At 70.3% G+C, this 19367-nt stretch carries 25 protein-coding genes; 3 read left to right on the top strand and 22 right to left on the bottom strand.

Features of this window, described 5'->3' with window-relative positions:
* Positions 1-509: 509 nt before the first annotated feature.
* The 4 genes from ACQEVZ_RS20370 to ACQEVZ_RS20355 form a co-directional block, all read right to left on the bottom strand.
* A complete protein-coding gene (locus ACQEVZ_RS20370) occupies positions 510-1292 on the bottom strand; it encodes a single-stranded DNA-binding protein (RefSeq protein ID WP_433376876.1) in 783 nt (260 codons plus the stop codon).
* A 9-nt stretch (positions 1293-1301) separates the two neighbouring features.
* Positions 1302-1625 (bottom strand): hypothetical protein, encoded by a 324-nt coding sequence (locus tag ACQEVZ_RS20365; protein WP_433368766.1) that lies wholly within the window; start codon positions 1623-1625, stop codon positions 1302-1304.
* 300 nt (positions 1626-1925) lie between these two features.
* Positions 1926-2333, bottom strand: a complete 408-nt coding sequence (locus ACQEVZ_RS20360) for a GntR family transcriptional regulator (protein ID WP_433368763.1) — start codon at positions 2331-2333, stop codon at positions 1926-1928.
* 70 nt (positions 2334-2403) lie between these two features.
* Positions 2404-2637 carry a winged helix-turn-helix domain-containing protein gene (locus ACQEVZ_RS20355; RefSeq protein ID WP_433368760.1) on the bottom strand — a complete coding sequence of 78 codons (234 nt, stop codon included), beginning with the start codon at positions 2635-2637 and terminating at the stop codon, positions 2404-2406.
* A 307-nt stretch (positions 2638-2944) separates the two neighbouring features.
* Between ACQEVZ_RS20355 and ACQEVZ_RS20350 the strand changes: the two genes are divergently transcribed.
* Positions 2945-3241 (top strand): hypothetical protein, encoded by a 297-nt coding sequence (locus ACQEVZ_RS20350; protein ID WP_433368757.1) that lies wholly within the window; start codon positions 2945-2947, stop codon positions 3239-3241.
* 49 nt (positions 3242-3290) lie between these two features.
* Positions 3291-3506 (top strand): DUF397 domain-containing protein, encoded by a 216-nt coding sequence (locus ACQEVZ_RS20345; protein WP_433368754.1) that lies wholly within the window; start codon positions 3291-3293, stop codon positions 3504-3506.
* A 72-nt stretch (positions 3507-3578) separates the two neighbouring features.
* Here the strand turns inward: ACQEVZ_RS20345 and ACQEVZ_RS20340 are convergent, their stop codons facing one another.
* The 7 genes from ACQEVZ_RS20340 to ACQEVZ_RS20310 all read right to left on the bottom strand — a co-directional run bounded on the left by ACQEVZ_RS20340 (position 3579) and on the right by ACQEVZ_RS20310 (position 12133).
* Positions 3579-3971, bottom strand: a complete 393-nt coding sequence (locus ACQEVZ_RS20340) for a hypothetical protein (RefSeq protein WP_433368751.1) — start codon at positions 3969-3971, stop codon at positions 3579-3581.
* Positions 3972-4187: 216 nt separating this feature from the next.
* Positions 4188-4649 (bottom strand): hypothetical protein, encoded by a 462-nt coding sequence (locus tag ACQEVZ_RS20335; RefSeq protein ID WP_433368748.1) that lies wholly within the window; start codon positions 4647-4649, stop codon positions 4188-4190.
* A gap of 2 nt (positions 4650-4651) precedes the next feature.
* A complete protein-coding gene (locus ACQEVZ_RS20330) occupies positions 4652-5587 on the bottom strand; it encodes a hypothetical protein (RefSeq protein WP_433368745.1) in 936 nt (311 codons plus the stop codon).
* 10 nt (positions 5588-5597) lie between these two features.
* The gene (locus tag ACQEVZ_RS20325; protein ID WP_433368742.1) at positions 5598-6107 is read right to left on the bottom strand and encodes a hypothetical protein; all 510 of its coding nucleotides are present in this window, start codon (positions 6105-6107) and stop codon (positions 5598-5600) included.
* Positions 6104-9052, bottom strand: a complete 2949-nt coding sequence (locus tag ACQEVZ_RS20320) for a hypothetical protein (protein ID WP_433368739.1) — start codon at positions 9050-9052, stop codon at positions 6104-6106. Before ACQEVZ_RS20320 ends, ACQEVZ_RS20325 begins: the two co-directional genes overlap by 4 nt.
* Positions 9049-9945 carry a hypothetical protein gene (locus ACQEVZ_RS20315; RefSeq protein WP_433368736.1) on the bottom strand — a complete coding sequence of 299 codons (897 nt, stop codon included), beginning with the start codon at positions 9943-9945 and terminating at the stop codon, positions 9049-9051. The genes ACQEVZ_RS20320 and ACQEVZ_RS20315 overlap by 4 nt, the downstream gene beginning before the upstream one ends.
* A 10-nt stretch (positions 9946-9955) precedes the next feature.
* Complete coding sequence (locus ACQEVZ_RS20310; RefSeq protein WP_433368733.1) at positions 9956-12133, bottom strand: phage tail tape measure protein; 2178 nt, start codon at positions 12131-12133, stop codon at positions 9956-9958.
* An 89-nt stretch (positions 12134-12222) separates the two neighbouring features.
* Between ACQEVZ_RS20310 and ACQEVZ_RS20305 the strand changes: the two genes are divergently transcribed.
* Positions 12223-12696 carry a hypothetical protein gene (locus ACQEVZ_RS20305; RefSeq protein ID WP_433368730.1) on the top strand — a complete coding sequence of 158 codons (474 nt, stop codon included), beginning with the start codon at positions 12223-12225 and terminating at the stop codon, positions 12694-12696.
* Here the strand turns inward: ACQEVZ_RS20305 and ACQEVZ_RS20300 are convergent.
* From ACQEVZ_RS20300 to ACQEVZ_RS20250, 11 genes are all read right to left on the bottom strand, one after another.
* Positions 12690-12857, bottom strand: coding sequence for a hypothetical protein (locus ACQEVZ_RS20300; RefSeq protein WP_433368727.1), 168 nt, complete (start codon positions 12855-12857; stop codon positions 12690-12692). The genes ACQEVZ_RS20305 and ACQEVZ_RS20300 overlap by 7 nt on opposite strands.
* Positions 12854-13453, bottom strand: coding sequence for a DUF7426 family protein (locus ACQEVZ_RS20295; protein ID WP_433368724.1), 600 nt, complete (start codon positions 13451-13453; stop codon positions 12854-12856). The genes ACQEVZ_RS20300 and ACQEVZ_RS20295 overlap by 4 nt, the downstream gene beginning before the upstream one ends.
* On the bottom strand, positions 13453-14217 hold the full coding sequence (locus ACQEVZ_RS20290; RefSeq protein ID WP_433368721.1) for a phage tail tube protein: 765 nt from the start codon (positions 14215-14217) through the stop codon (positions 13453-13455). Before ACQEVZ_RS20290 ends, ACQEVZ_RS20295 begins: the two co-directional genes overlap by 1 nt.
* 13 nt (positions 14218-14230) lie before the next feature.
* A complete protein-coding gene (locus ACQEVZ_RS20285; protein WP_433368718.1) occupies positions 14231-14671 on the bottom strand; it encodes a minor capsid protein in 441 nt (146 codons plus the stop codon).
* Complete coding sequence (locus ACQEVZ_RS20280) at positions 14668-15009, bottom strand: hypothetical protein (protein WP_433368715.1); 342 nt, start codon at positions 15007-15009, stop codon at positions 14668-14670. The genes ACQEVZ_RS20285 and ACQEVZ_RS20280 overlap by 4 nt, the downstream gene beginning before the upstream one ends.
* 3 nt (positions 15010-15012) lie before the next feature.
* On the bottom strand, positions 15013-15357 hold the full coding sequence (locus ACQEVZ_RS20275) for a hypothetical protein (protein WP_433368712.1): 345 nt from the start codon (positions 15355-15357) through the stop codon (positions 15013-15015).
* Positions 15354-15758 (bottom strand): hypothetical protein, encoded by a 405-nt coding sequence (locus ACQEVZ_RS20270; RefSeq protein WP_433368709.1) that lies wholly within the window; start codon positions 15756-15758, stop codon positions 15354-15356. The genes ACQEVZ_RS20275 and ACQEVZ_RS20270 overlap by 4 nt, the downstream gene beginning before the upstream one ends.
* Before the next feature lie 3 nt (positions 15759-15761).
* Positions 15762-15980: a hypothetical protein gene (locus ACQEVZ_RS20265; RefSeq protein WP_433368706.1), complete on the bottom strand. Its 219-nt coding sequence runs from the start codon at positions 15978-15980 to the stop codon at positions 15762-15764.
* 89 nt (positions 15981-16069) lie between these two features.
* Positions 16070-17008, bottom strand: a complete 939-nt coding sequence (locus ACQEVZ_RS20260; protein ID WP_433368703.1) for a major capsid protein — start codon at positions 17006-17008, stop codon at positions 16070-16072.
* Positions 17009-17067: 59 nt separating this feature from the next.
* Complete coding sequence (locus ACQEVZ_RS20255) at positions 17068-17880, bottom strand: hypothetical protein (RefSeq protein WP_433368700.1); 813 nt, start codon at positions 17878-17880, stop codon at positions 17068-17070.
* A gap of 273 nt (positions 17881-18153) precedes the next feature.
* Positions 18154-19365, bottom strand: a complete 1212-nt coding sequence (locus ACQEVZ_RS20250) for a phage minor capsid protein (RefSeq protein ID WP_433368697.1) — start codon at positions 19363-19365, stop codon at positions 18154-18156.
* Positions 19366-19367 lie beyond the last annotated feature (2 nt).

The following is a 19367-nucleotide window of genomic DNA, read 5'->3' as shown; positions in this document are numbered from 1 at the left end:
CAACCCCGCACCCCACCGTAGGCGGGCCAGCGCCGCACGGTGCTCAGGACGCTCCTTTCACCGTGTCCAGGTCGGGTCTCGCCTGAGCCGTGCCTGGTCTCGCCCGTGCTTGGCCTGGTCTCGCCCGAGCCGTGCCTGGTCTTGCTTCCTGCGCTCAGCATCGTGCTCAGGCTGGTCAAGGCGGTGCGCGCGACCAGTCCCGTGTCAGGTCTGCCCACCCGCAGGTCCCGCCAGCCGGTGGCTCACCCGGGCGACGGTCCCCACCGTCGGTCCCTTGCCGCGTCGGCCCACGGCAGCGCGCACCGGCCAGTCGCTCGCCGGGTCGACCCGCGCGGCAGCGCGCACCGGCCAGTCCCTGACCGCGTCGGCCCATGGCGGTGCGCACCGGCCAGGTCGCTTGCCGCGTCCGCCTACGCAGCGCGCTCCTGACCGGTCCGCGTGGCTGTTCACGGCAGTGCCGGCGGTGGGTCGTGACGCCGGATGCCTCGGTGCCGCGACCCACTGACCCGTCAGGCGGGAACCGGCACCTTGCCCCGGTTGCGCCGGCGCCGGCCGCCGCTCGACTCCTCGGGCGCGTCCGTCGAACTCTCGTCGTCGCCGGTGGGGGACCCCTCGTCCTCCGAGTCGGAGACCGCCGGGACCTCCGCGGTGTCGGCGTCGGTCGTGAGCTCCGCCGCGTCGTCCGGCGCGGTGAAGCCCTCCATCGCGGCGAACGCCGCGCCGTCGAACGCGGCGTTGATCGCGTTGTCGAGCTCGGTCAGGACGTCCTCCGCGAACGGGTCCCGGTCGGCGTCCGCCGGCTCCACCATGGTCGTGACGAAGCCGCCGAGCTCGGCGTCGTAGTCGCGCTGCCGCGGCAGCGCGTTGATCGCCACCACCGGTGTGCTCGGCTGGCCCGCGATGTGGGCGTCCGACAACTCGTCGTCGATGGAGCTGGTCGCCGTGTTGGCCTTGACCCGGGCGAACTTCGCCCGGCCACGGGCCAGGTCGTGGCCGATGGAGGTGGCCTCCAGCTCGTACGCCACCCGCTTGGCGTGGTCCTCGGTCTCCCAGTTGCGGCTCGACAGCTTGCCGGTGATGATCACCGGGTCGCCGACGTGGACGCTGCGGATCACGTTCTCCGCGAGGTTGCGCCAGCAGGTGACGCGCAGCCGGAGCTGGTTGCCGTCGACCCACTGCCCCTCGCTGCGGTCGTAGCGCCGTGACGTGGCGGCGACCTTGAAGGACGCGACCAGCGCCTTGCTCTCTTCCAGCCGACGGCAGTCAGGCTCGTTGAGCACGTTGCCGACGATCGTCGCAGATCACGAACGCCAATCATGTTGGTTTTGCCGGGCCAGGCGGTGGCTGATCCGCCTGGCCGCAGCGATCACCTGCGGATCGAGCCCGTGCCCTGCGTGCGTGGCGTCAACGCGCCGGCGTCGCTGGGCGATAAGCGCCTGGGCCAGCCACGCGCCGAGCAGGCTGACCGCGGCGCCGGCGGTGATGTGGGGATGCTCCAGGTCGGCGATGACGACGCCCGTGGCGAGCGTGGCAACGGTGCAGGCGCCGACAGCACGAGCCACCTCACGGCGCGGGACAGGCGGGAGGCGGTGGCGGGGATGGCTGGCGGGCTTCGCATCGAGCATGTGGGTCTCCTCCGTGATCAGACCCCCTGACCACAGGCACGATTCCGCTGGCGGTACCGCAGCACTACCAGCCGACTACCTGATCTCAGAATGCCCGCATGGTGTCTGGTATCCGACACGCAGAGCTGATACGTGATCCACCTGCAGTGATGCGGTTTGGGCACACATCGGGGCAATTGCTGCCCCATCGCAACAACCTGTAGTCCTATGTGGACGTCAGACGTGCGCATGTGTCGATGAAGTCAAGGCTACGCGGGGGTGAAATTACAGACTGCGTACAAACAGGCACCCTGCGCGAATCTAGCCAATCGCCCGAAGCGTCGAAGACGAGCCAGCATGCAATTCCACCCGGCCGCCAGCACGCCGCACGACAAAGACCGGCTCACCAATCGGGATCCCCAGCTGGTGCCGCTCCGCCTCCGTCGGCATCCGCGTCTCCACGTCGTCGCCAGCCGCCAGCAGCACCACCCGGCGCTCCCGCTGCTCACGCACCCGCGTCCTCTGCCCCCTCGACTTGGTCAACAACCCCTCGTTGACGAGCAGGTCGATCGCACGCCGAACCGCGGTCCGGCTCATGTCGTGCGTCTGCCCGAGGTACGTCTCGGACGGTAGGTATGCGCCCGGCCGCAGCTGGCCGGCGGTGATCTGGTCGCGGAGCAGGTCGGCGAGCTGCCGGTGCAGCGCCCGACCCTCGTTCCGATCGACCATGCGCGCACGCTAAAGATCGGTAGGACTACAGGTTTACAGGCCCTTGTAGTCCTACCGACCCGCCTCGGCGTCAGGACGGCGGCCGCTCGGCTACGAACACCCCCTTGCCCTGATGGATCTCGATCCACCCGTCGCGCTCCAGGTCCTCCTGAGCGCGGATCACGGGCTCCACCGAGCACCCGTATTCGGCGGCGAGCTGGGGGCGAGACGGCAGGATCGCGCCTGGCGCGTACTCCCCGGTGCGGATCTTCGCCTTGATCTCCTCGGCGATTCGCTGCCTGAACGGCATGCGAACAGCGGACATGGTGGTACCTCCCGGTCGACCCGACCAAGATCCCACGTCACACACTCCCTGCTCAACATGCTCAGCATGCGTACCACTCTTGCACTCATCATGCTCAGCATGTTGAATCACCTCAAGCCCCTCCCGGCCGACACCTCGGAGGCGGCCCCCGCCGGGCGGCACACCGTCGCCCGGCGGACTCCCGACCTGCGGAGGTACGCATGGTCATCGACGGCATCAGGCACCGGCGCCGCTGGTGGCGCCGGGAACACCACTGCGCCGGCTGCGGCTGGGCCTGGCCCTGCAACATCGTCCTGCTCCGGCGCACATGCCCGCCCTGGCGGACCAGCTCATGACCCGCCCCGAGATCGAGACAATCGTCGCTCCTGAGATCGATGCGATCACCACCCTGACCGCCCGGCACGTCGTCGGCAAGACCGTCGAAGACGATGGTGAGCTGCTGTTCTGGATCGAGGACGGCGGCGGAACCGCAGTGCAGATCGATCAAGGCATCGGCGACCCGGAGGCCTCCGCCGCGGCGCTGGACCGGCTTGCGGACGACCTGCGCAAGCACGCTGAGCGGGTCCGCTACCAGAGCCGGATGCACACCGCCGGGTGGACCTGACCGGGCACAGCTTCGGCGGGCGAGGGTCCCGTCGACGAGAGAGGCAACGATGAGCAAGGACGCACTCCGCGCCCAGCTCGGCAACAACACGGTGTGGCGCAAGAGCACCCGCAGCGGTCCGTACTCGGACAACTGCGTCGAGGTCGCCGACCTCGCCGGCGGCCGGGCCGTTCGCGACTCGAAGGACGCCGCCGGCCCGGTGCTCGTCTTCGACGTCGACGAGTGGGCCGCGTTCCGTGAGGGTGTGCTCGCCGGCGAGTTCTGACCCAGGACGCACAAAAGCGGCCCGGCCACCCCAAGGGGCAGCCGGGCCGCGGTCGTGTCTGGGGCGTGCCGGTCAGTACTTGCCGTACCCGCCGCGGCTCATCGCGGCCGCGGACCGCGGCACCAGGTCGTCACCGACGGACTGCGCCGGCGACTTGAGCACGCCCAGGACGCCCAGCGCGGCGATCGCCAGGTTGACCCAGTCGGCGCTCGACATGCCGTCGACGATCGTCGCCGCGGCGACCTGCAACACGGCCAGCACCATCGCCACGCCCGTCTTCGCGCCGGCCGAGGACGGCAGCTGCGGCACCAGCCACACCGACACCGCGGTGGTCACGGCGATCGCGATGCTGATCCCCTCGCCAGCGTCGACGTGGTTGTCCGTGACGGCCGAGGCGAGCACCATCAGCCCGGCCGCGATCGCCGCAGCGATCGCCTTGCCGTACTTCTTGACGAAGTTCTTCATTCGCCCTCCAGGGCATTCGGGGGAGGAACGCCGAACGCCCTGGTCAGGCGTTCGAACGTGTGTACGATGCGGGCATGGAGATCACCTGCGCCGCCACGAAGTTGACGCCCACCGCCACCGGCGACATCCCGGTCCAGTGCGCCAAACACCCGGACCACGTCGCCGGCGGCGACCCCGTCCACGAGGCGCGCGTCGGTGTGTTCCCGGTCCGCTGGGTCAGTGCGGAGGCTGCGCCAGCGACGCCTGCAGAGTGAGCGTCGTAACCTGGGCGCGCAGCTCGACAATCGTCGCGTTCCGCGCCGCCAGGTCAGCGCGGAGCTGATCACGTTCGCGCTGCACTCGCTGCAACTCCTCCGACGCCCGCGCCTCATCGCGGGTCAGCTGCGCGACCCTGGACTCCAGATCGAGGACCCGCTGCCGCAGCTGCTCCGCCTCGGCGGACGTCGTACGCAGCGACGACTGCACCCGCTCCAGATCGGCATGAAGGTCGCGGGTCAGCCGCTGACGGATCTCCTCCGTCTGCGCTTCCAACTGCTCGGTCCGCGCCGCCGACTCATCCGCCTGGGCGTCGCGTTGGCGACGCGACAGGATGTGGATCACGACCGGCGCGGCGACCCCTCCGCCGGCGACCAGGCCGCCGCCAGCGGCGATCAGCGCGGTGACGATCGCCGGGTCCACGCTCAGGCCGCCGGCGGTGCGAGGGCTGCGGCGAGTCGCTGCTGCAGCGCGAGCCGCTGTGCCTCCGACTCGGCCAGCGCCTGCTGCAGCTGGACCACCTCGGCGTGCGTGGCCTCCCGCACCGCGCGGATCTCGGCCAGGATCGGCACCGTGTCGACGGTCCCGCCGCCGGCCTGGATCACCTTGGTCAGCGCCTGGATGGCGGCGATCGCCGCCTGGTCCCGCTGCGCGTCCGCCACGGACGCGGCCCGGGCCTCGTCACGGGCCTGCTGGGCGAGGTGCATGGCGATGTACGCCCGGCGGTGGGCGCCACCGAGGATCGTCGCCACGTCGAGCGTCTCGGGCCCGGTCGGCAGCGGAACGCCGTCGGGCGCCTCGTACAGCGGGATCGTGATCCGGTCGCCGAGGTTCATGTCGTCGTCAGCTCCTGTCATGCGTGCGAAGGGGTCGTACCCGTCGGCGCGGGCGTCGTTGTCGGCGTCGGACCGCCCCGACACGTGCACGTGCCCGCTGTCGGTCGAAGACCTCGTCGTCCGCCGCAGCGGCGCACCGACCGTGGTCCAGCGCTCCTGCCGACAGGCGCCGTCCTCGTCGGTCCAGTTGATGTACTTGATCCACATCGCGCCCGGCACGCCAGCGTCACGATCGCGGATCAACTGCCGGGCGATGTCCGCGTTCTCCTTGCGGTGCGCCCAGGAGTCCGACCGCGGCATGATGTCCAGGCCACGCGCCATCCACCGCGCGTTCTGGCCCGGGAAACCCGTCGCCGAGTAGGGCGTGTGGTCCTCCGGCGGCTCTGCCTTCTGGTGGCCCTCGTCCGGGAAGTCCCAGACGGTGATGCCGTGACGGAGCAGCGCCGCCTGGACCGCTCGCGCCGGACGGATCAGCGTGTACGGCCGGCCAGCCCTGACCCAGTCGCGGTACCCCTGCGAAGCCATGCCGGTCCTCCTAGGCGATCTCGTACGTGAGGTTCACGCGGATGATGTCCGTCGTCGCCCACGCGGTGCCCGGGCCGCCGTTGCCGATCGGCGCGCCCTGGTCGTCGCGCACCACCTGGGCGTGGGTGGTGTCGAACAAGAACACCCGGCAGTTGCGGTAGGCGGAGCCCTGGTCGTTGACCATGGCGATCCCCAAATCCATCGCCAAGCCGTTGACGGACGCGGCGAACGGCAACAGGAAGTTGTAGATCCCGGAACCGGCCGAGAACGTGCTGCCGATGTCGTAGCGGATTCGCACCTGCACTTGCTTCGGCGCCACGAACCGGTACTGCGCCGTCCAGGTCGAGTTGCCCTTGGTCGGGGACGTGGGCGTGGCGGTGATGATGGTGGTGTCCGTGCCGTACGCCGTCCAGGCGCTGGCCGCAGACGCAGACAGCTCCTCAACCTCGTCGAGGCCTTCCTGCCACATCTCAGCCGGGTACACCCCGCCATTGATCAGGATCGGCGCGGTGTAGTTCACGGCGTCCCTCCGAGGATGGTCGAGCCGAGGGCCGTGCCGACGCCGGGCCCGCCAAGCAGCCACTGGTTCCGGGACGGCCGGGCGATGAGGCCGGAGTTGTAGCGGCCGCCGCTGATCGAGTCGGACCGCTGCAGCAGGGTGATAGGGGTGTCGAGCATCAGCCCGTGCCGGTCTTGCACCCGCAGCCGGTCGAGCGGATCCAGCCGGGGGTCGCCAGGGATCTCGATGTCGACGTAGACGATCTGCTCTTCGCGTAGGAGGCCGAGGAGGCCCCAGACGGTGCCGAGCGCCCATCCCTTCGTCTGCGCCCACGGGTTTGCCGGCACATCGAGCGGGCTGTCACCGTAGGCGGCGATCGAGGCCTGGTCTCGAACCTCGACCGGCGGGCCGTCGACCTTGACGACCGAGCTCCCGGTCAGACTGAGGCTCGGTTCGCCGTCGAACGTCGACAGGAAGACGGTCACACCCGCGAGGTTCGTCACTGTGATCGTTGCGCTGGTCGGACTGGTCACCGTCACCCGCCCACGAACCGGAGAGATGTCGGAGACACCCCACTGGCTGCCACCGCCGCCGGTGGCCGAGGTGCTGCCGGTACCCACCAGCGTGGGCGCGCTGACGATCGGCGCAGTCAGCTGGACACTCACGGTCCAGGTCTGGCCAGGGTCGAGCCGCACCAGGCTGCCCAGCTTCCACAGCTCCGTGGACGCCGTGAGTGCCACCGTCGTGTACCCGCACCTGATGATGTTGCGGATCATGGACCGGTCGTCGCGATACCCGAGCGACAGCAGGTCCCGCGACGAGGTCACCGTCCTGACCACGTTCAACGCGTCCGGCATGTTCAGCCGGGCGGCAGTCCACAGCTGCAGCACGCCGTCAACGCTGACCCAGACCAGGCCACGCTCAGCGCCGTAGACGGCCTGGAACAGCGCCCATGCCTGCTGCGGTCCCTCCGGGTAGATGCCGGCCAGCCGCCTGTTCTGCGGCCTGTCGACGACCACGCCAGGAGTCCAGGTCAGCGGCTGCCACGCCGTCCCCGCTGTGAGGCCGGTCGTCACCTGCAGCTCGGCGGCCGGCACGCGAATGTCCGCGAGGTAGCGGACCGCGAGCGACACCGGCAGGTCCGGCGAAGACACGGGCGTGTAGGCCACGACGTCCGAGGTCGAGTCCCGCCGGAACGTGGCCGACCCGGCGACGTCGTCCCAGTGCACGCCGAACAGGTGCCAGGCGCCGTCGTGGGTGTAGGTCGGGCCGGTGATCGTCCGCAGGATGCTCCCGCCGGCGGTGAGCCGGAGCCGTGACGTGCCATCCCGCAGCACCCGGAACTCGATGTTCGGGTCGCTGTTGCCGCCGGTGCCGGCGCCCTCCGCCCACAGGTCCATGTAGAAGGCGATCGTCGCGGTACTCGGCGCCGCGGGGATCTTGCACCACACCTCGATCCGACCCGACGACCGGCCAGCCGAGTCCCACATCGCCGACCCCGTGTCGGCCAGGAACCCCTCCATCAGGGTCTGCGGCGCCGGGGTCGGGTAGTTGGCGGAGTGCGTGAGCGCCATGAAGAACGGTGCGTCCCCACTGAACCGGACCCGCTTGGGGTTGTTCGGGGCGCTGGTGTCCGGCCTGGTGTACGCGTACGTGGGGGCGACGTACTGCCGGCTGATGAACGGCGTGGCGGACCCGTGCATCGGGGCCCACAGGCGGCACCCAGCGCGCGGCGGAGGCGACAACGGGAGCTGGCACTTCCACAGCGCGTACGAGATCGGCCATGCGGCCTCAAGGCCGGGTTTCAGCGGCAGGGTCGATCCGTTGTACGGCCCGTCGGCAACGACGGCCGGCAGGTCGATCGGGGTGCGGAAGCGGTCGCGAGCGTCAAGCAGTTGCAGCTGCGCGCGGCGATCCTTGACGCTGACGGGCAGTGACCTCAGCACGCCCTTGGTCAGCAGCGGCACCGACTGCCATCCAGCAGAGGTCAACAGCTCGATGGCGAGCTTCGCGTCGCGGTTGGCCCGGGGTTTGCCCCACAGCGGCGAGTCAGGGTTGAGCCGGCTCCAGAACTGCACCGCGGCCAGGCGCTCATCGCCGACGAGGCCCTTGACCAGGTTGCTGCTGGCGGTCGCGGCCGAGATGCCCTCGACCACGAGGACCTCATCGGGCAACTGGCCGGTCAGCGCGCGGGTGATGGTGAGGTCGCCGAGTTGGCCGCTGATGTCGTCGATGTTGCCGGTGACGACCCGCAGGTTGTCCCACGTAACCGGCACCGGCAGCGTGTTGCTGTTGCCGCTGTTGAGGCGGGACATGGGCCCGATCAGGGTGCCCGTGGTGAGGCTGCCGTCAACCGCGGTCACCTGCCAGGCCGGCTCCGGCTGGGAGCTGGGCAGCCAGGCCTTCGCCCGAAGCGCGGTGCCGGCGGTTTGGATCCCGATGCGCCACCAGTCGCCGGCGACATGGGCCGCGGCGAGCTGGACCGCGGCCGCGAGCGTGGTCTGCGCGCCGGCGACGAGCTTGTAGAGCGCGAGGGACACCGCGCCGGCGGTGTCGACGTCGAGGCGGGCGAAGTAGCAGTTGCTCGAGTCGGTGACCCGGGCGGCCGCCCACTGGGTGACGGGGGCGCCGGCGGCGCTGGTGATAGCGAGCTGAACGTCAACCGTGTACGAGACGTCAGCCGCTCCGGCGTCGAGCAGCGCGATGCGGCGCACGTTGACGCTGCCGTGGGACTGCACGGCCACACCGGCGCCCACGGAGTGGTCCGACGCCGACCCGCCGGACGTGGCCCAGGCACCGCCCCAGCCACTGACTACCGGCTCGCGGTCGAAGCTGTCCCGCAGCACGCGCGGCGGCGCGGTGCTGGTGTCGTGGCCGTCGCCGTCCCAGTCGACGCTCCCGGTCGCGCGCAGCGTGCGTTCGGTGGCGACGATCGCTGCGGCGAGCTCCGCGCTGACGACCCTCATGACACCTCCTCGAGGAGCAGACCGACCCGGTGCAGCTGCGTGTGCCACGGGGCGTCGTCCAGCTGGGGCAGGCTCACCCGCGGCACCCCGAGGCCCGGCCGCCAGACGGTGCCGTCATCGAACGCGTCGGGCATCGCCAGCTGCAGCCGGTCGACGTGGACGGTGCCACCGCCGACACCGACCGTGGCCGACGTGACGGCCAGCCGCGGCGCCAGGTAGACCGCGCCGGCTGGGCAGGTGGTTGCGCCGATGACGCAGTCGGCCCAGGCGCCGGCCGAGGTGGCTACGCCGGCGCCGGCGTCGAGCTGGACCTGGGCGCCGGCGGCGTCGAGCCACCGCAGCTGAGCGGCGACGGTGATGATCGGGTCGGTGCCGGCGCCACGTACCCGGCCCTGGAGCCGGTAGGTGCGGCCGGGCACGCAGGGGATGCCGGGCCAGTCCGTGTTGGGTGCGGTGAGGGTGAGCACGCCGCCGGCGGGTGCGGCGGGCAGCGACCAGGCGAGCGATCGTGGTCCGCGCTCGAACACGGTTGACGACGAGGTGAGCAGCTCGCCGGCGCCCGGCGCGCTGAACCCGTCCGTGCCGTTGGTGACGCTGGTCGCCCCGCTCTGGTTGGTGGTCAGCAGGTTGGTGCGGCCGGAGTCGAGGAGTACGAACGGTCCCGGACCGGACAGCCCCGCGTAGAGCGCCTCGACGAAGCCGAGCAGCGCCCGGTCGAGCGCCGACCAGGAGAGCGTCCAGGAGCCCAGCACGGTGGTCCCGATGTAGTCCCGGGTGCGGCCGCCACCGATCGTGGTGGCCGCACCGGAGACGCGCAGGCGGCTCGGTGCGACCTTGAGGCCGCGGCCTGGCACCGCCTGCAGCGCTCCGGGACGGCCCAGGTAGACGGTCACGTCAGTCCCCTTAGTTGGCGAAGTCGAGGCTCTTGTCGCCTTCGCGTGCGGCGAGAGCGACCTCTTCGGGGTTGCGTCTCACGGCCTTGATCGTCTCGGTCTGCACGATCTCGCCGTCGACGATGAAGTTGCAGATGATCGTCGGCTCGGCGTGCCCGTCGGCGCCGCGGTCAGCGAGGCTCCGGCCAGCAGCCACGGCCTGGGCAAGCCACTGGGCCATCTTGTCCTCGGGCGCAACGATCTCGCCCTGGCCGCCCTCGGCGACGGTGACGAGCCGGCCGCCTGGGGTGGCCGGGATGTAGCCGCCCTGCGCCAGCTTGGGGATCGTCGGGATGTGCGGGAAGTTCACGCCGGGCACCTTGTTGGCGGTATCGATGACCCTGGTGTTGATCCAGCCGAGTGCCGAGTTGAGCAGCCCGATCACGCCGTTCATGCCGGCCTTGGCATACCCGAGTGCCCGGCTGAAGGCGTCGGCGACGAAGCCGCCGATCGCGCCGAACACGGACTGGAAGACGCCGCCGACGACGCGCACGAGGCTCATGATCTTGCCGAAGACCGGTGCGAACACCTTGTCGTACAACCACGTCGCCGCGCCGGCGATCGCGTCCCATGTCGGCTTGAGGACGGTCTCCCAGAGCCAGACGGCCACGGCTGCAACCGGCTTGAACGCCTGGTTGATCAGCCACAGCGACAGGTTGATCATCGACGTGACGATCTGCGCATACACCTCAGAGGCGGTCATGAACGCGTGCGATACCCACGCCCAGGCGATTGCGATCCCGTCCGCGGCCGGCTTGATCGCGTTGTTCCACAGCCACATCGCAGCGTCGCCGATCGCCTTGCCGGCGGCGAGGAAGAAGTTGCGGAACCCTTCGACCTTGAACCACAGCAGGACGAAGATGGCGATCAGGGCAATGATGGCGAGCACGATCCAGGTCACGGGGAACGCCCACAGTGCAAGGTTCGCGAAGGTCTGCGCGATCGCGTACACCTTCATTGCACCGGCCACGACGGCGATGACGACGGCCAGCGCGGTGAGTCCGGCAACCACTGGCCGGACGACCGCCTCGTGACGCTCCAGGAACCCGACGACCTTCTCGATGGTCGGGATGGCCTGAGCCAGTTGCTCTGTGAACGCCTGCTGCGCCTTGCGTTTGAAGCTCTCCAGCTTGACGCTGGCGTTGCCCTGCAGGGTTTCGCTCATCCTGTTCGCGGCGCCTTCGACGTCGCCGAGGCCGCCCTTCACGCCCTGCAGAGAGGTCAGGAACGCGGGGATCTCGGCCACGCTGAGGTCCTCCAGCGGCGTGCCGAATAGCGCGAGCGCCGCCTGCGACTGCGCCACCGGGTCCTTGATCTTGAGGAGTCCGGCAACGATCTGGTCGAACGCTGCGGCTCCCTCCGTACCGCCCTTGAGCAGTGCGCGGGAGAACTTCTCCTGGCTGAGGCCGAGCGCGTCGTAGCCGGCCTTCGACGCGGTCGACATGTCGGTCGCCCGGATCGTGAACTCCTTGAGGGCGTCGCCCGTCTTGTCGATGCCGAACGCGCCCTTCTCAGCGCTGGCGACCAGCAGCGAGAAGGCCTCCTCGCCCTTGATGCCGATCGCGGACAAGAAAGGCCCGTATTCGTCGATCGCGTCCAACAAATCCTCGCGCACGTTCGCAGGCAGCTGCTGCATCGAGATCGACAGCAAATCGAACGCCTGCTTGGCGTCGCGGACCAGCCCGGACTTGACGGCCTGTCCGGCGACCTGGGCGGAGCGCGACACGTCGACCTCGAACACCTCCGCGAGGGCCGAGGCGTCGGTCGTGATGTCCTCCAGCACGTCGGCCGACGCGGTACGCATCCCATCGATCGAGCTGACGACCGCCCCGACAGCCGCGTTGACGTCCTCCATGCCCTCGCCGAACCCGTCGGCGAACACATTGCCCGCGGTCTTGCCGATGCGGCCAGACTCCTCCGCGGTGAGGCCGAGCTGGGCAGCCAGCTTGTCCTTGCCGGCGTCGATGTTCAGGCTGCTGACAATCCCCGCAGCGAGAGCAGCACCGGCGGCCGCGCCAGCGACGTCGAGGATCTGCCGTGCCTTGTCGCCGAACCGCTGCAGCCTGGTCCTGGCGTCGTTGAGCCCCTCCTCCAGCGGCCGGTCGTCGGCGCGGATGATCGCCGCCAGGTCGCCCAGTACCAGCCCCACGCCGTCCCCTCCTGTCGGATCGATGGATGTCCGCTGTTGCGGCAGGTCGGTACCGTGCCGGGGTCACTGGCCACACAGAGAGGGCAGTCATGTACCCACAGCGACCCGTCCAGCAGGCAGCAGCACGCCGGCGGAAGCCGCCGAACAAGGCGCTGCTGATGGTGCTCGTCTCGGTCCTCGGGGTTTTGGCCCTGTGCGTGGTCGGCGTCGTCGTGTACGGCGTGACCAGCGGCGACAAGACGGATGCCGACAGCAGCGCGACCACGGCGGCCGCCGTCGCCAACGGCATCCCGCCCACGCCGGGCCCAGACGCCTGGAAGGCCTACATCTCAGCGCTCCGGGACATCGACCCGGACATCGTCGCTGGCAAAGAAGAGAGCTTGATCGTCAACCGCGGCCGCGACCAGTGCGGCTCGGTCAAGCAGACGCCGAACGATCAGCCGAAGCTCGTCGAGCTGACGAACAAGCGCTTCACGAGCCCCAACCACCCCGAGGGCTTCGGGGCCGAGAAGTCGACGCGCATCCTGGCCGCGGTGCGGCAGTACATCTGCCCGACCTACTGAGGCACCTCAGGCGCCGGCGCAAGCGCCCGCTGCAGCCGGGTGTCCGCAGCGAGCAGACCCTGGATCCGGACCTGCAGCCACCGCCACGACCGGGCGCGCATCAGCGCCCGGTCCTCGACGTCGACCCCGTACACCTCGTGCAGGTCGGCCTCGACGATCACCCAGTACTCGAGGACCTTCGTCCACGAGGTGCCTTCGCCGCTGTGTTGGCGCTCGACGTCTTCCGGGATCTCGTACCACTCCCAGAGGCCGCTGTGAGGGTCTCGGGTACCGCGGCCGTACTGGTCCGCCCACTGCTGCGTGCTGCCGCCCGGCGCTCCTCCCTGTTCGCCGGGCTGGGAGCTTCCGGGCGGCCGCCGGCGCGGTAGTACGCCTCGACCGTCGGATCGTCGCTGGTGATGATCCACACCATCGCCAACCGAAACGCGAACTCGCAGTAGTGATGCGGCACGCCGGCGTCGACGAGCGCGGCGAGGGTCTCCCCGAGCACCCGCTCCTGCATCGTCAGGCCCTGGTCGCCGGGCGGCGGCGGGAGCTTCTCCACCTCGTCGAGCAGCTCGTCGAGCTCCGCTGGCGACATCTTGGACGGGTCCTTGCGGCCCTTGCGCTGGAGCTGGGCGGCGCGGACGCACCACAGGCCCAGGTCTGCCGCGGGGAGCGGCACCGTGTACTGGCGGCTGACGTCGTCTCGGCCGGTCGCGTAGAACGACAGGCCGGGATCGAAGTACTGGTCGAGCTCGCCGAGCTGCAGGCCCATCAGACGTACAGGTAGTCGTCGGCGGCGGTGTCGACGCTCGGGCCGGCCGGGTTGGTGACGAGCACCTGCACCGCACCGGCCGCGTGTGCCGGCGCGACCGCCGTGATCAAGCTGTCGTTGTTGACGACGTAGCTCGTCGCGTTCGTCCCGCCGAGCTTGACGCCAGCCGCCCCAGTCACCGTTGTGAAGTTTCGGCCGAAGATTTGCACCATGTTGCCGCCGGCGATGCCACCCGTGGTCGGCGTGACGCCCGAGACGGCGGGCAGCAGCGACCCAGCGGGGTTGGTGATCTCGGCCAGCGGGCCCTGACCCTGGATGACGACGGAGATCACGTCCTGGGCGCCGGGGCCGCCGCCCTCCGGAGGCCATGCCTTGACGTAGGCGCGGCCCTCGAAGCTGTCGCCGGCGAGCCCGTTGCGGTCGTACCAGCGGACTCCGAACTCGGCCGCGGCCACGTTGGAGGCCTTCGCCAGGTTGAACATGGTCCGGAGGTAGGCGTGCACGACGTCCTTCGAGGTGCCGGCCACGTTGGTGGAGTGCAGCAGCTTGATTTCCAGCCGCCAGCTGTAGCCGGTGACGGCCTCGCGCATCGCGCCGCCGTCCTCGTGTGACTCGTCGTCGAGCGTCCGCAGCTCCTCGATCAGCTTCACTTCCTGCCGACCGATGAGCTGCTGGTACAGGCTGGCTGGGTAGGTGGCGGTGTCGATGTCGACCCGCATCCGCCGGGCGAGGGCGGTGACGCGGGTGGTGGGGGTCGTCGCCATGACGTCCTCGCTCTCACTCGGATCTGTTGACAGTCGGCCTCATGGCCTCGAAGTAGTAGTTGGAGCTCGACTCCCAGCGGCCGTTGCCGTCCTTGCCGAGAGGCGTGTGCGACTGGCGGTAGACCTGCACAACGGAGACGCCGCCCAGGGTGAGACGGCTGGCGGAGTCCAAGAGATCGAACACCTGGTCGCTGAGGTCCTCGCACACCCTGGGGTCGGTGGTGCCGCGGCAACGGATCTGCACGCCCTGAATGAAGTCAGCCAGGCCAATTGGGCTGGCAACGATGGACGGGGCCAGGGTGATGACCCGGTCGGGCTGCGGCGGCACGTCTCGCATGAGAATGCCGACCTCGTTCGCGGTGTACGAGGGTCCGTTCGGTCGCCACTCGCCGACGCCAGCGGCGGCGAGCAGCTCGGCGGTGCCAGTGATGAGGTTCGTGGTCCACTCGCTCACCGCAGTGCCCGCCGTGCTTCCGCAGCGATCAACTCCAGCATCGTGTCCCGCTCCGCGATGTACGGGTCCTCGAGATATTTGGCCTTGCGTCCGCCGTCGTGCCGGAGGGTCATGTCCTCGTGCTGGCGGGTGGCATAGACGGTGTCGTAGGCAACCGCGGCCGATCGGTCCTCGGCGTCGACGGTGGCCGTACCGGACCGCTCCAGCGTGCCCTCCTCGATCGGCACCTGGGTACGGGACACCTGCAGTAGGTGCTCGGCTGCAGCGGTGAGGCCCCGAACGCTGGCGTCGTGCAGCTCGGCGAGGATCTCGTCACCGTGCCAGGTGATGTCGGCCATCGCTCACTCCAGGTTCAGCTCGACGTATTCCGGCAGGTCGTGGCCGGCGGCGGTGATGTCGGAGACGGCGAGGACCTGGGCGACGCGGCCGGACGGCAGCGTGACCCGCGATTTGGGCGGCGCCACCGTGCCCAGCGGTGCGTAGACGGTCGTCGACGACACCTGCTCGGCGCCGGCGGCGTCCTGCGTCTGCACGCGGACCAGGCGGCGGGTGTCCTCGACCACGCACGGGGTCACCGCGGCCGCGGCGGCGTAGAGGTCGCCGCGGCCGCCGCTGCCCTCGTAGGCCTCGACGGCGATCGTCGCCGGGGCCGGGATGTACAGCGCGCAGAACTCAGCCCAGGTCACGGCCACGTCCGCGTGGGAGCGTTCGGCTGGCGGGGACCTTGGCCGGTGAGTTTGGCCTGCTGCAGCACGGCCCACGCCTGCTCCCACAGCCTGCCGACCTTGCGCGGTGCGCCGGTCGCTGCGCTCGATGCGGCCTGGACGGAGAGCCGGCCGAGAGTGAATCCGCCGCCTCGTTGGACGCCGGTGCCGGTCCGGTCGCCGGCGTCGAGGCCAGCCTGCACCTGCTCCAGCGTCGCCAGCTTGAGCGCGGCTACGTTCGCCGGCAGCGCCGGGTCGTAGACGGCGGTGAGCAGCGCCTGGTCGACGTCGCGGGACGCGCGGTCCAGCAGCTGCTGCGCGTTCGCCGGCGGCGCCTTCGGCAGCATGGCGTTAGTCAGCTCCTGGACCGTCGCGTACGCCACGACCTACGCCTTTTCCTTGGCCTCGTGGGCCCCGCAGTCCTGGCAGCGGGTCACCGTGAACGTGGTGAGGCTGTGGTCGCGGTTGTGCCGGTCGGTGTCGTACTGCTCGACGCGTTCCGGCTTGGCCGGGCAGCCGTCGAGGTGCTTGACCTTCAGCGCCGGCGGCTTGCGCGCGGGCGGCTTCGGGTCGGATGGCGGGTTCTGCGGGTCGTTCTCGGCCACGGCCGTGGCTCCTCTCCGAGAGAGTCGGTCACTGGGGACGGGGTGCTGCGCCAGTCCGGCCCCTCCGCGGGCTGGCGCAGCGGTGTGGGTCAGAGGTTGCGGACGCCAGCCAGACGGGCCGCGCCCTTGCCGAACACGGCGATGGACGCGTACAGCTCGACGCGGGTGCGGAAGACCGGCATGCTCTGGAGCTGGCCGAGGTCGTCGACCATGACGCCGCCGTTCCACAGGCCAGCAACACCGGTGTCGTCCTCGCCGGCCGACCAGCGCACGGCGTAGATGCTGGAGCAGTCGCTGGACGATCCCTGCGTTTCGGTCTGCGGGAGGATCAGGGTGCCGGCGGCGTTGGTACCGATGTCCTCCAGGCGGACGCCGTTGTAGGTCTCGATCGGGCGGCCGAAACCGTCGATCTGCATCTGCCAGCCGCCGATGCGCCGGGCTGCGCTGCGGAACTTGCCCTTGATCAGGTTGTTCATGTACAGCACGTTCGCGCCGCCGGGCACGAGCGAGATCAGCTCGTCGATCTTGTCGAAGAACGCGTGCCGGGTGGTGTCGTCGGTCTGGATCGCCGCACCGTTCGTGCCGGTGTTGATGACCTGGCCGCCGGTCAGCCGCTTCTTCAGTCCGTCCCAGGCCAGGGTGTTCACGGCGTTGTCGCCGTTGATGAAGTTGTCCTGGAACGAGAAGTTCAGGCTCTTGATCTTGAGCGCGGTCTGGGTGGCGCGCTGGTCGTTGAGGTTGCCGCGGGTCTGCTGGATGAACCGGTCGACGTCGGCGTCGCCACCGAACATCCGCAGCTGCTCCGTCTTCGGGTTGACCGTGCCCGTCGACTCGGTGTAGGCGGTGTTGACGTCGCGGAACGCGACGCCGGGGAGGGTCAGCTCCTCGTTGTACGCGTACGCGTTGCCCTGCACGTCGATGAAGTTGAGCTGGTCGAGGACCACGCTCTCCTGCATGAAGATTTCGATGACGCCGCGGCGCAGCTGGTTGAGGCTCAGCTTGGCGCTTTCGGCGAGGGTGACAGCCATCTGGCTTCTCTCCTATGTGGACGGTGTGGTGACTGGCGCCCGCGCCGTGTGACCCGGTGTCAGCTGCCGTAGGCGTTGCGGAGGCGTCCCATGCCCGCGGCAGGCTCGGCCGGTGTGCCTCCGGGCGCGCCGGTGAACTCGCCGCCGGAGCGAGCCGGTGCGGGTGGTGCGGTGGGCGCCCCGGGGATCGGCGGGACGGGCGCTGGCGGTGCCCCCGGGACCCCGGGAGCGGGCGGCTGCAGTTGCGGCTGTGCGCCCGGCATCGCGGCCATCCAGGGGTTGGCCTGCGCGATGGCCTGGATGGTCCAGGCGAGGCGCTGCTGGTAGTCCGGCGCAGCCGGGTCCAGACCGGCGGCGGCCTGCTGCCACGCGGTACTGCCCGTGAGGGCCTGCGGGTTGACGCCGAGCTGCGGAGCGACCAGGTACGCCTGCTGCGAGATCGCGGCGGTGCGCATCTGGACGACGTGCTGCTGCGCCTGCCCGCGCAGCCGCTCGATCTCCTCCCGGGCCGCCCGCGGTAGGCGGGCGAGATCGTAGCCCTGGCCGTCGTCGCCCTCGGCGGGCGGCATCGGCGGGTAGGCGGGCAACGCCGGGACCTGGTACGGCTGGGCCGGGTACTGCTGGGGTGCGGGCTGGGCCTGCTGGGCGGGCGGCTGACCCTGCGCCGGCGGCTGCGGCCATCCCTGCTGCGGGGCGGCTGGCTGCTGCTGGGGCTGGGCCTGCGGCACGTAGGCGGGCCAGGCCTGCGGCTGGGTGTACTGCGGGGCCGGCTGAGCGGGCAGCTGGCTGGGCGGCTGCTGGGCGGGCTGCCCCTGCGGGGCGGCTGGCGCAGCTTGCGGCGCAGCCTGCGACGGCTGGGCGGGCTGGGTCATGCTGAGCCTCCGGGCTCGGTTGGTGGTTCTGCCGCCGCGGAATTGCGGCGGACGTCAAGGGTCGGATTCGCGACCAGGCTGATCAGACGCGGCGAATAGGATCGGCGGACCAGCGGAAGGGGCCGACATGAACAGCTGCAACGACTGTGGAGCGTTGGTTGACAACACGCTTTTGCATCACGTGTGGCACATGAAGCTTGAACAGAGGATCAAAGAAGCAAAGGACGCGGCTGACCGCGCTCGTGAACAGGCCGGTGGCAAGTAGGCCGGGCACTACCGGGCGACGCCGATCTGCTCGCGGCCTGGCTGCCGGATGAGTCCGGTCGCCTTGACGTGGTCGCGGATCTGCGCCTGCGCCGCCCGCACCTTCGCCTCGTGGGCTTTGCGGGCGGCGGGGTCGAGGGCGGCGGCTGCCTTGAGCTTCTCGGCGCGGACCTTCCGCTCGAGCGCGCGGAGCCGCTGCCGGGCCTTGTCGCCTTCGGGGTCCTGGGTGTTCGTCGGCGCCTTCGTGACGCCGGGCAGGTAGGCGCTGAAGCTGTGTCTGCAGTTGGGGTGCATCAGCCCGGCCCGGACGGCCTCCCGGACGGAGCCGGCAACGCGGACGTCGATCTGCCGGCCGTCGATGGTGGCGTGCTCAGCGCGGACGGTGCGCCGGCCGCCGGGGCCGTCGCCGCGGGTCAGGATCTTGGCCTCCCACGGGCGGCACCGCTCGCACTCCTGCGGTGCGTCGGACACGATCACCAGGTCCAGGCCGGCCGCGCCGAGCCGGTCAAGGTGGCCCTCAACGGCGGCCTGCGCAGTGCCGGTCCGAGTCGCCATCTCGACGTAGCTGGACAGCTCCCAGCCGCGGCCGGACCGGTCCACGAAACCAGTGACACCGCGGGTGAGCAGCTCCTCCCAGGCGACCTGCGCTGCACGGCGCCGTGTGGCGAGGCCGAGCAGAACGTCGGGGGTGCCGACCCGGGCGATGACCTCGCGGTAGACGTCGGTGTTCCAGCGCAGAATCCGCAGGTGCGTACCGCGCAGTTGCGACACCAGCGAGAACGTCAGCCGCTGCAGGGCGCCGATGCCCGGCAGTGCCAGGCGGGCCTCCGCCAGCTGGGCGGCGGCGCCGGCGGCCCGGCCCTCGATCATCGCGAGCAGCTGGGCGCTGACGTTGCCGGACTCGGCGGCGAGCCGGGCGTCGAACCTGCGGCTGTTGGCGCGGGCGAGGTCGTCGATCGCTGCGGTGCCACCGCGGACGAAGGCCAGGATCGTGGCCTGGGCGACCTCGTCGGCCATCCTGCTGTCCAGGTCCTGCAGCAGGTTCGCGGCGAAGCGCCGCAGGTTGTTCAGGCCTTCGAGCTTCCGCTCCGCCCAGTCGGGTAGGTCCCAGCCGGAGTCGAGGCGGCGGGCGACGTCGACGGCCAGCCGGGTCTGCGCGTCGGTGTACAGGTCGACGAGGGCCTGGGCGAGGTCCTGGCCGACGGTGCGGTCGACCGGCATGC

The organism is Dactylosporangium sp. CA-152071, from assembly GCF_050936335.1.
In the GTDB taxonomy this organism is placed as follows: domain Bacteria; phylum Actinomycetota; class Actinomycetes; order Mycobacteriales; family Micromonosporaceae; genus Dactylosporangium; species Dactylosporangium maewongense.
The sequence above is the reverse complement of the archived record's forward strand: the minus strand, read 5'-3'. Positions and strand labels throughout refer to the sequence as shown.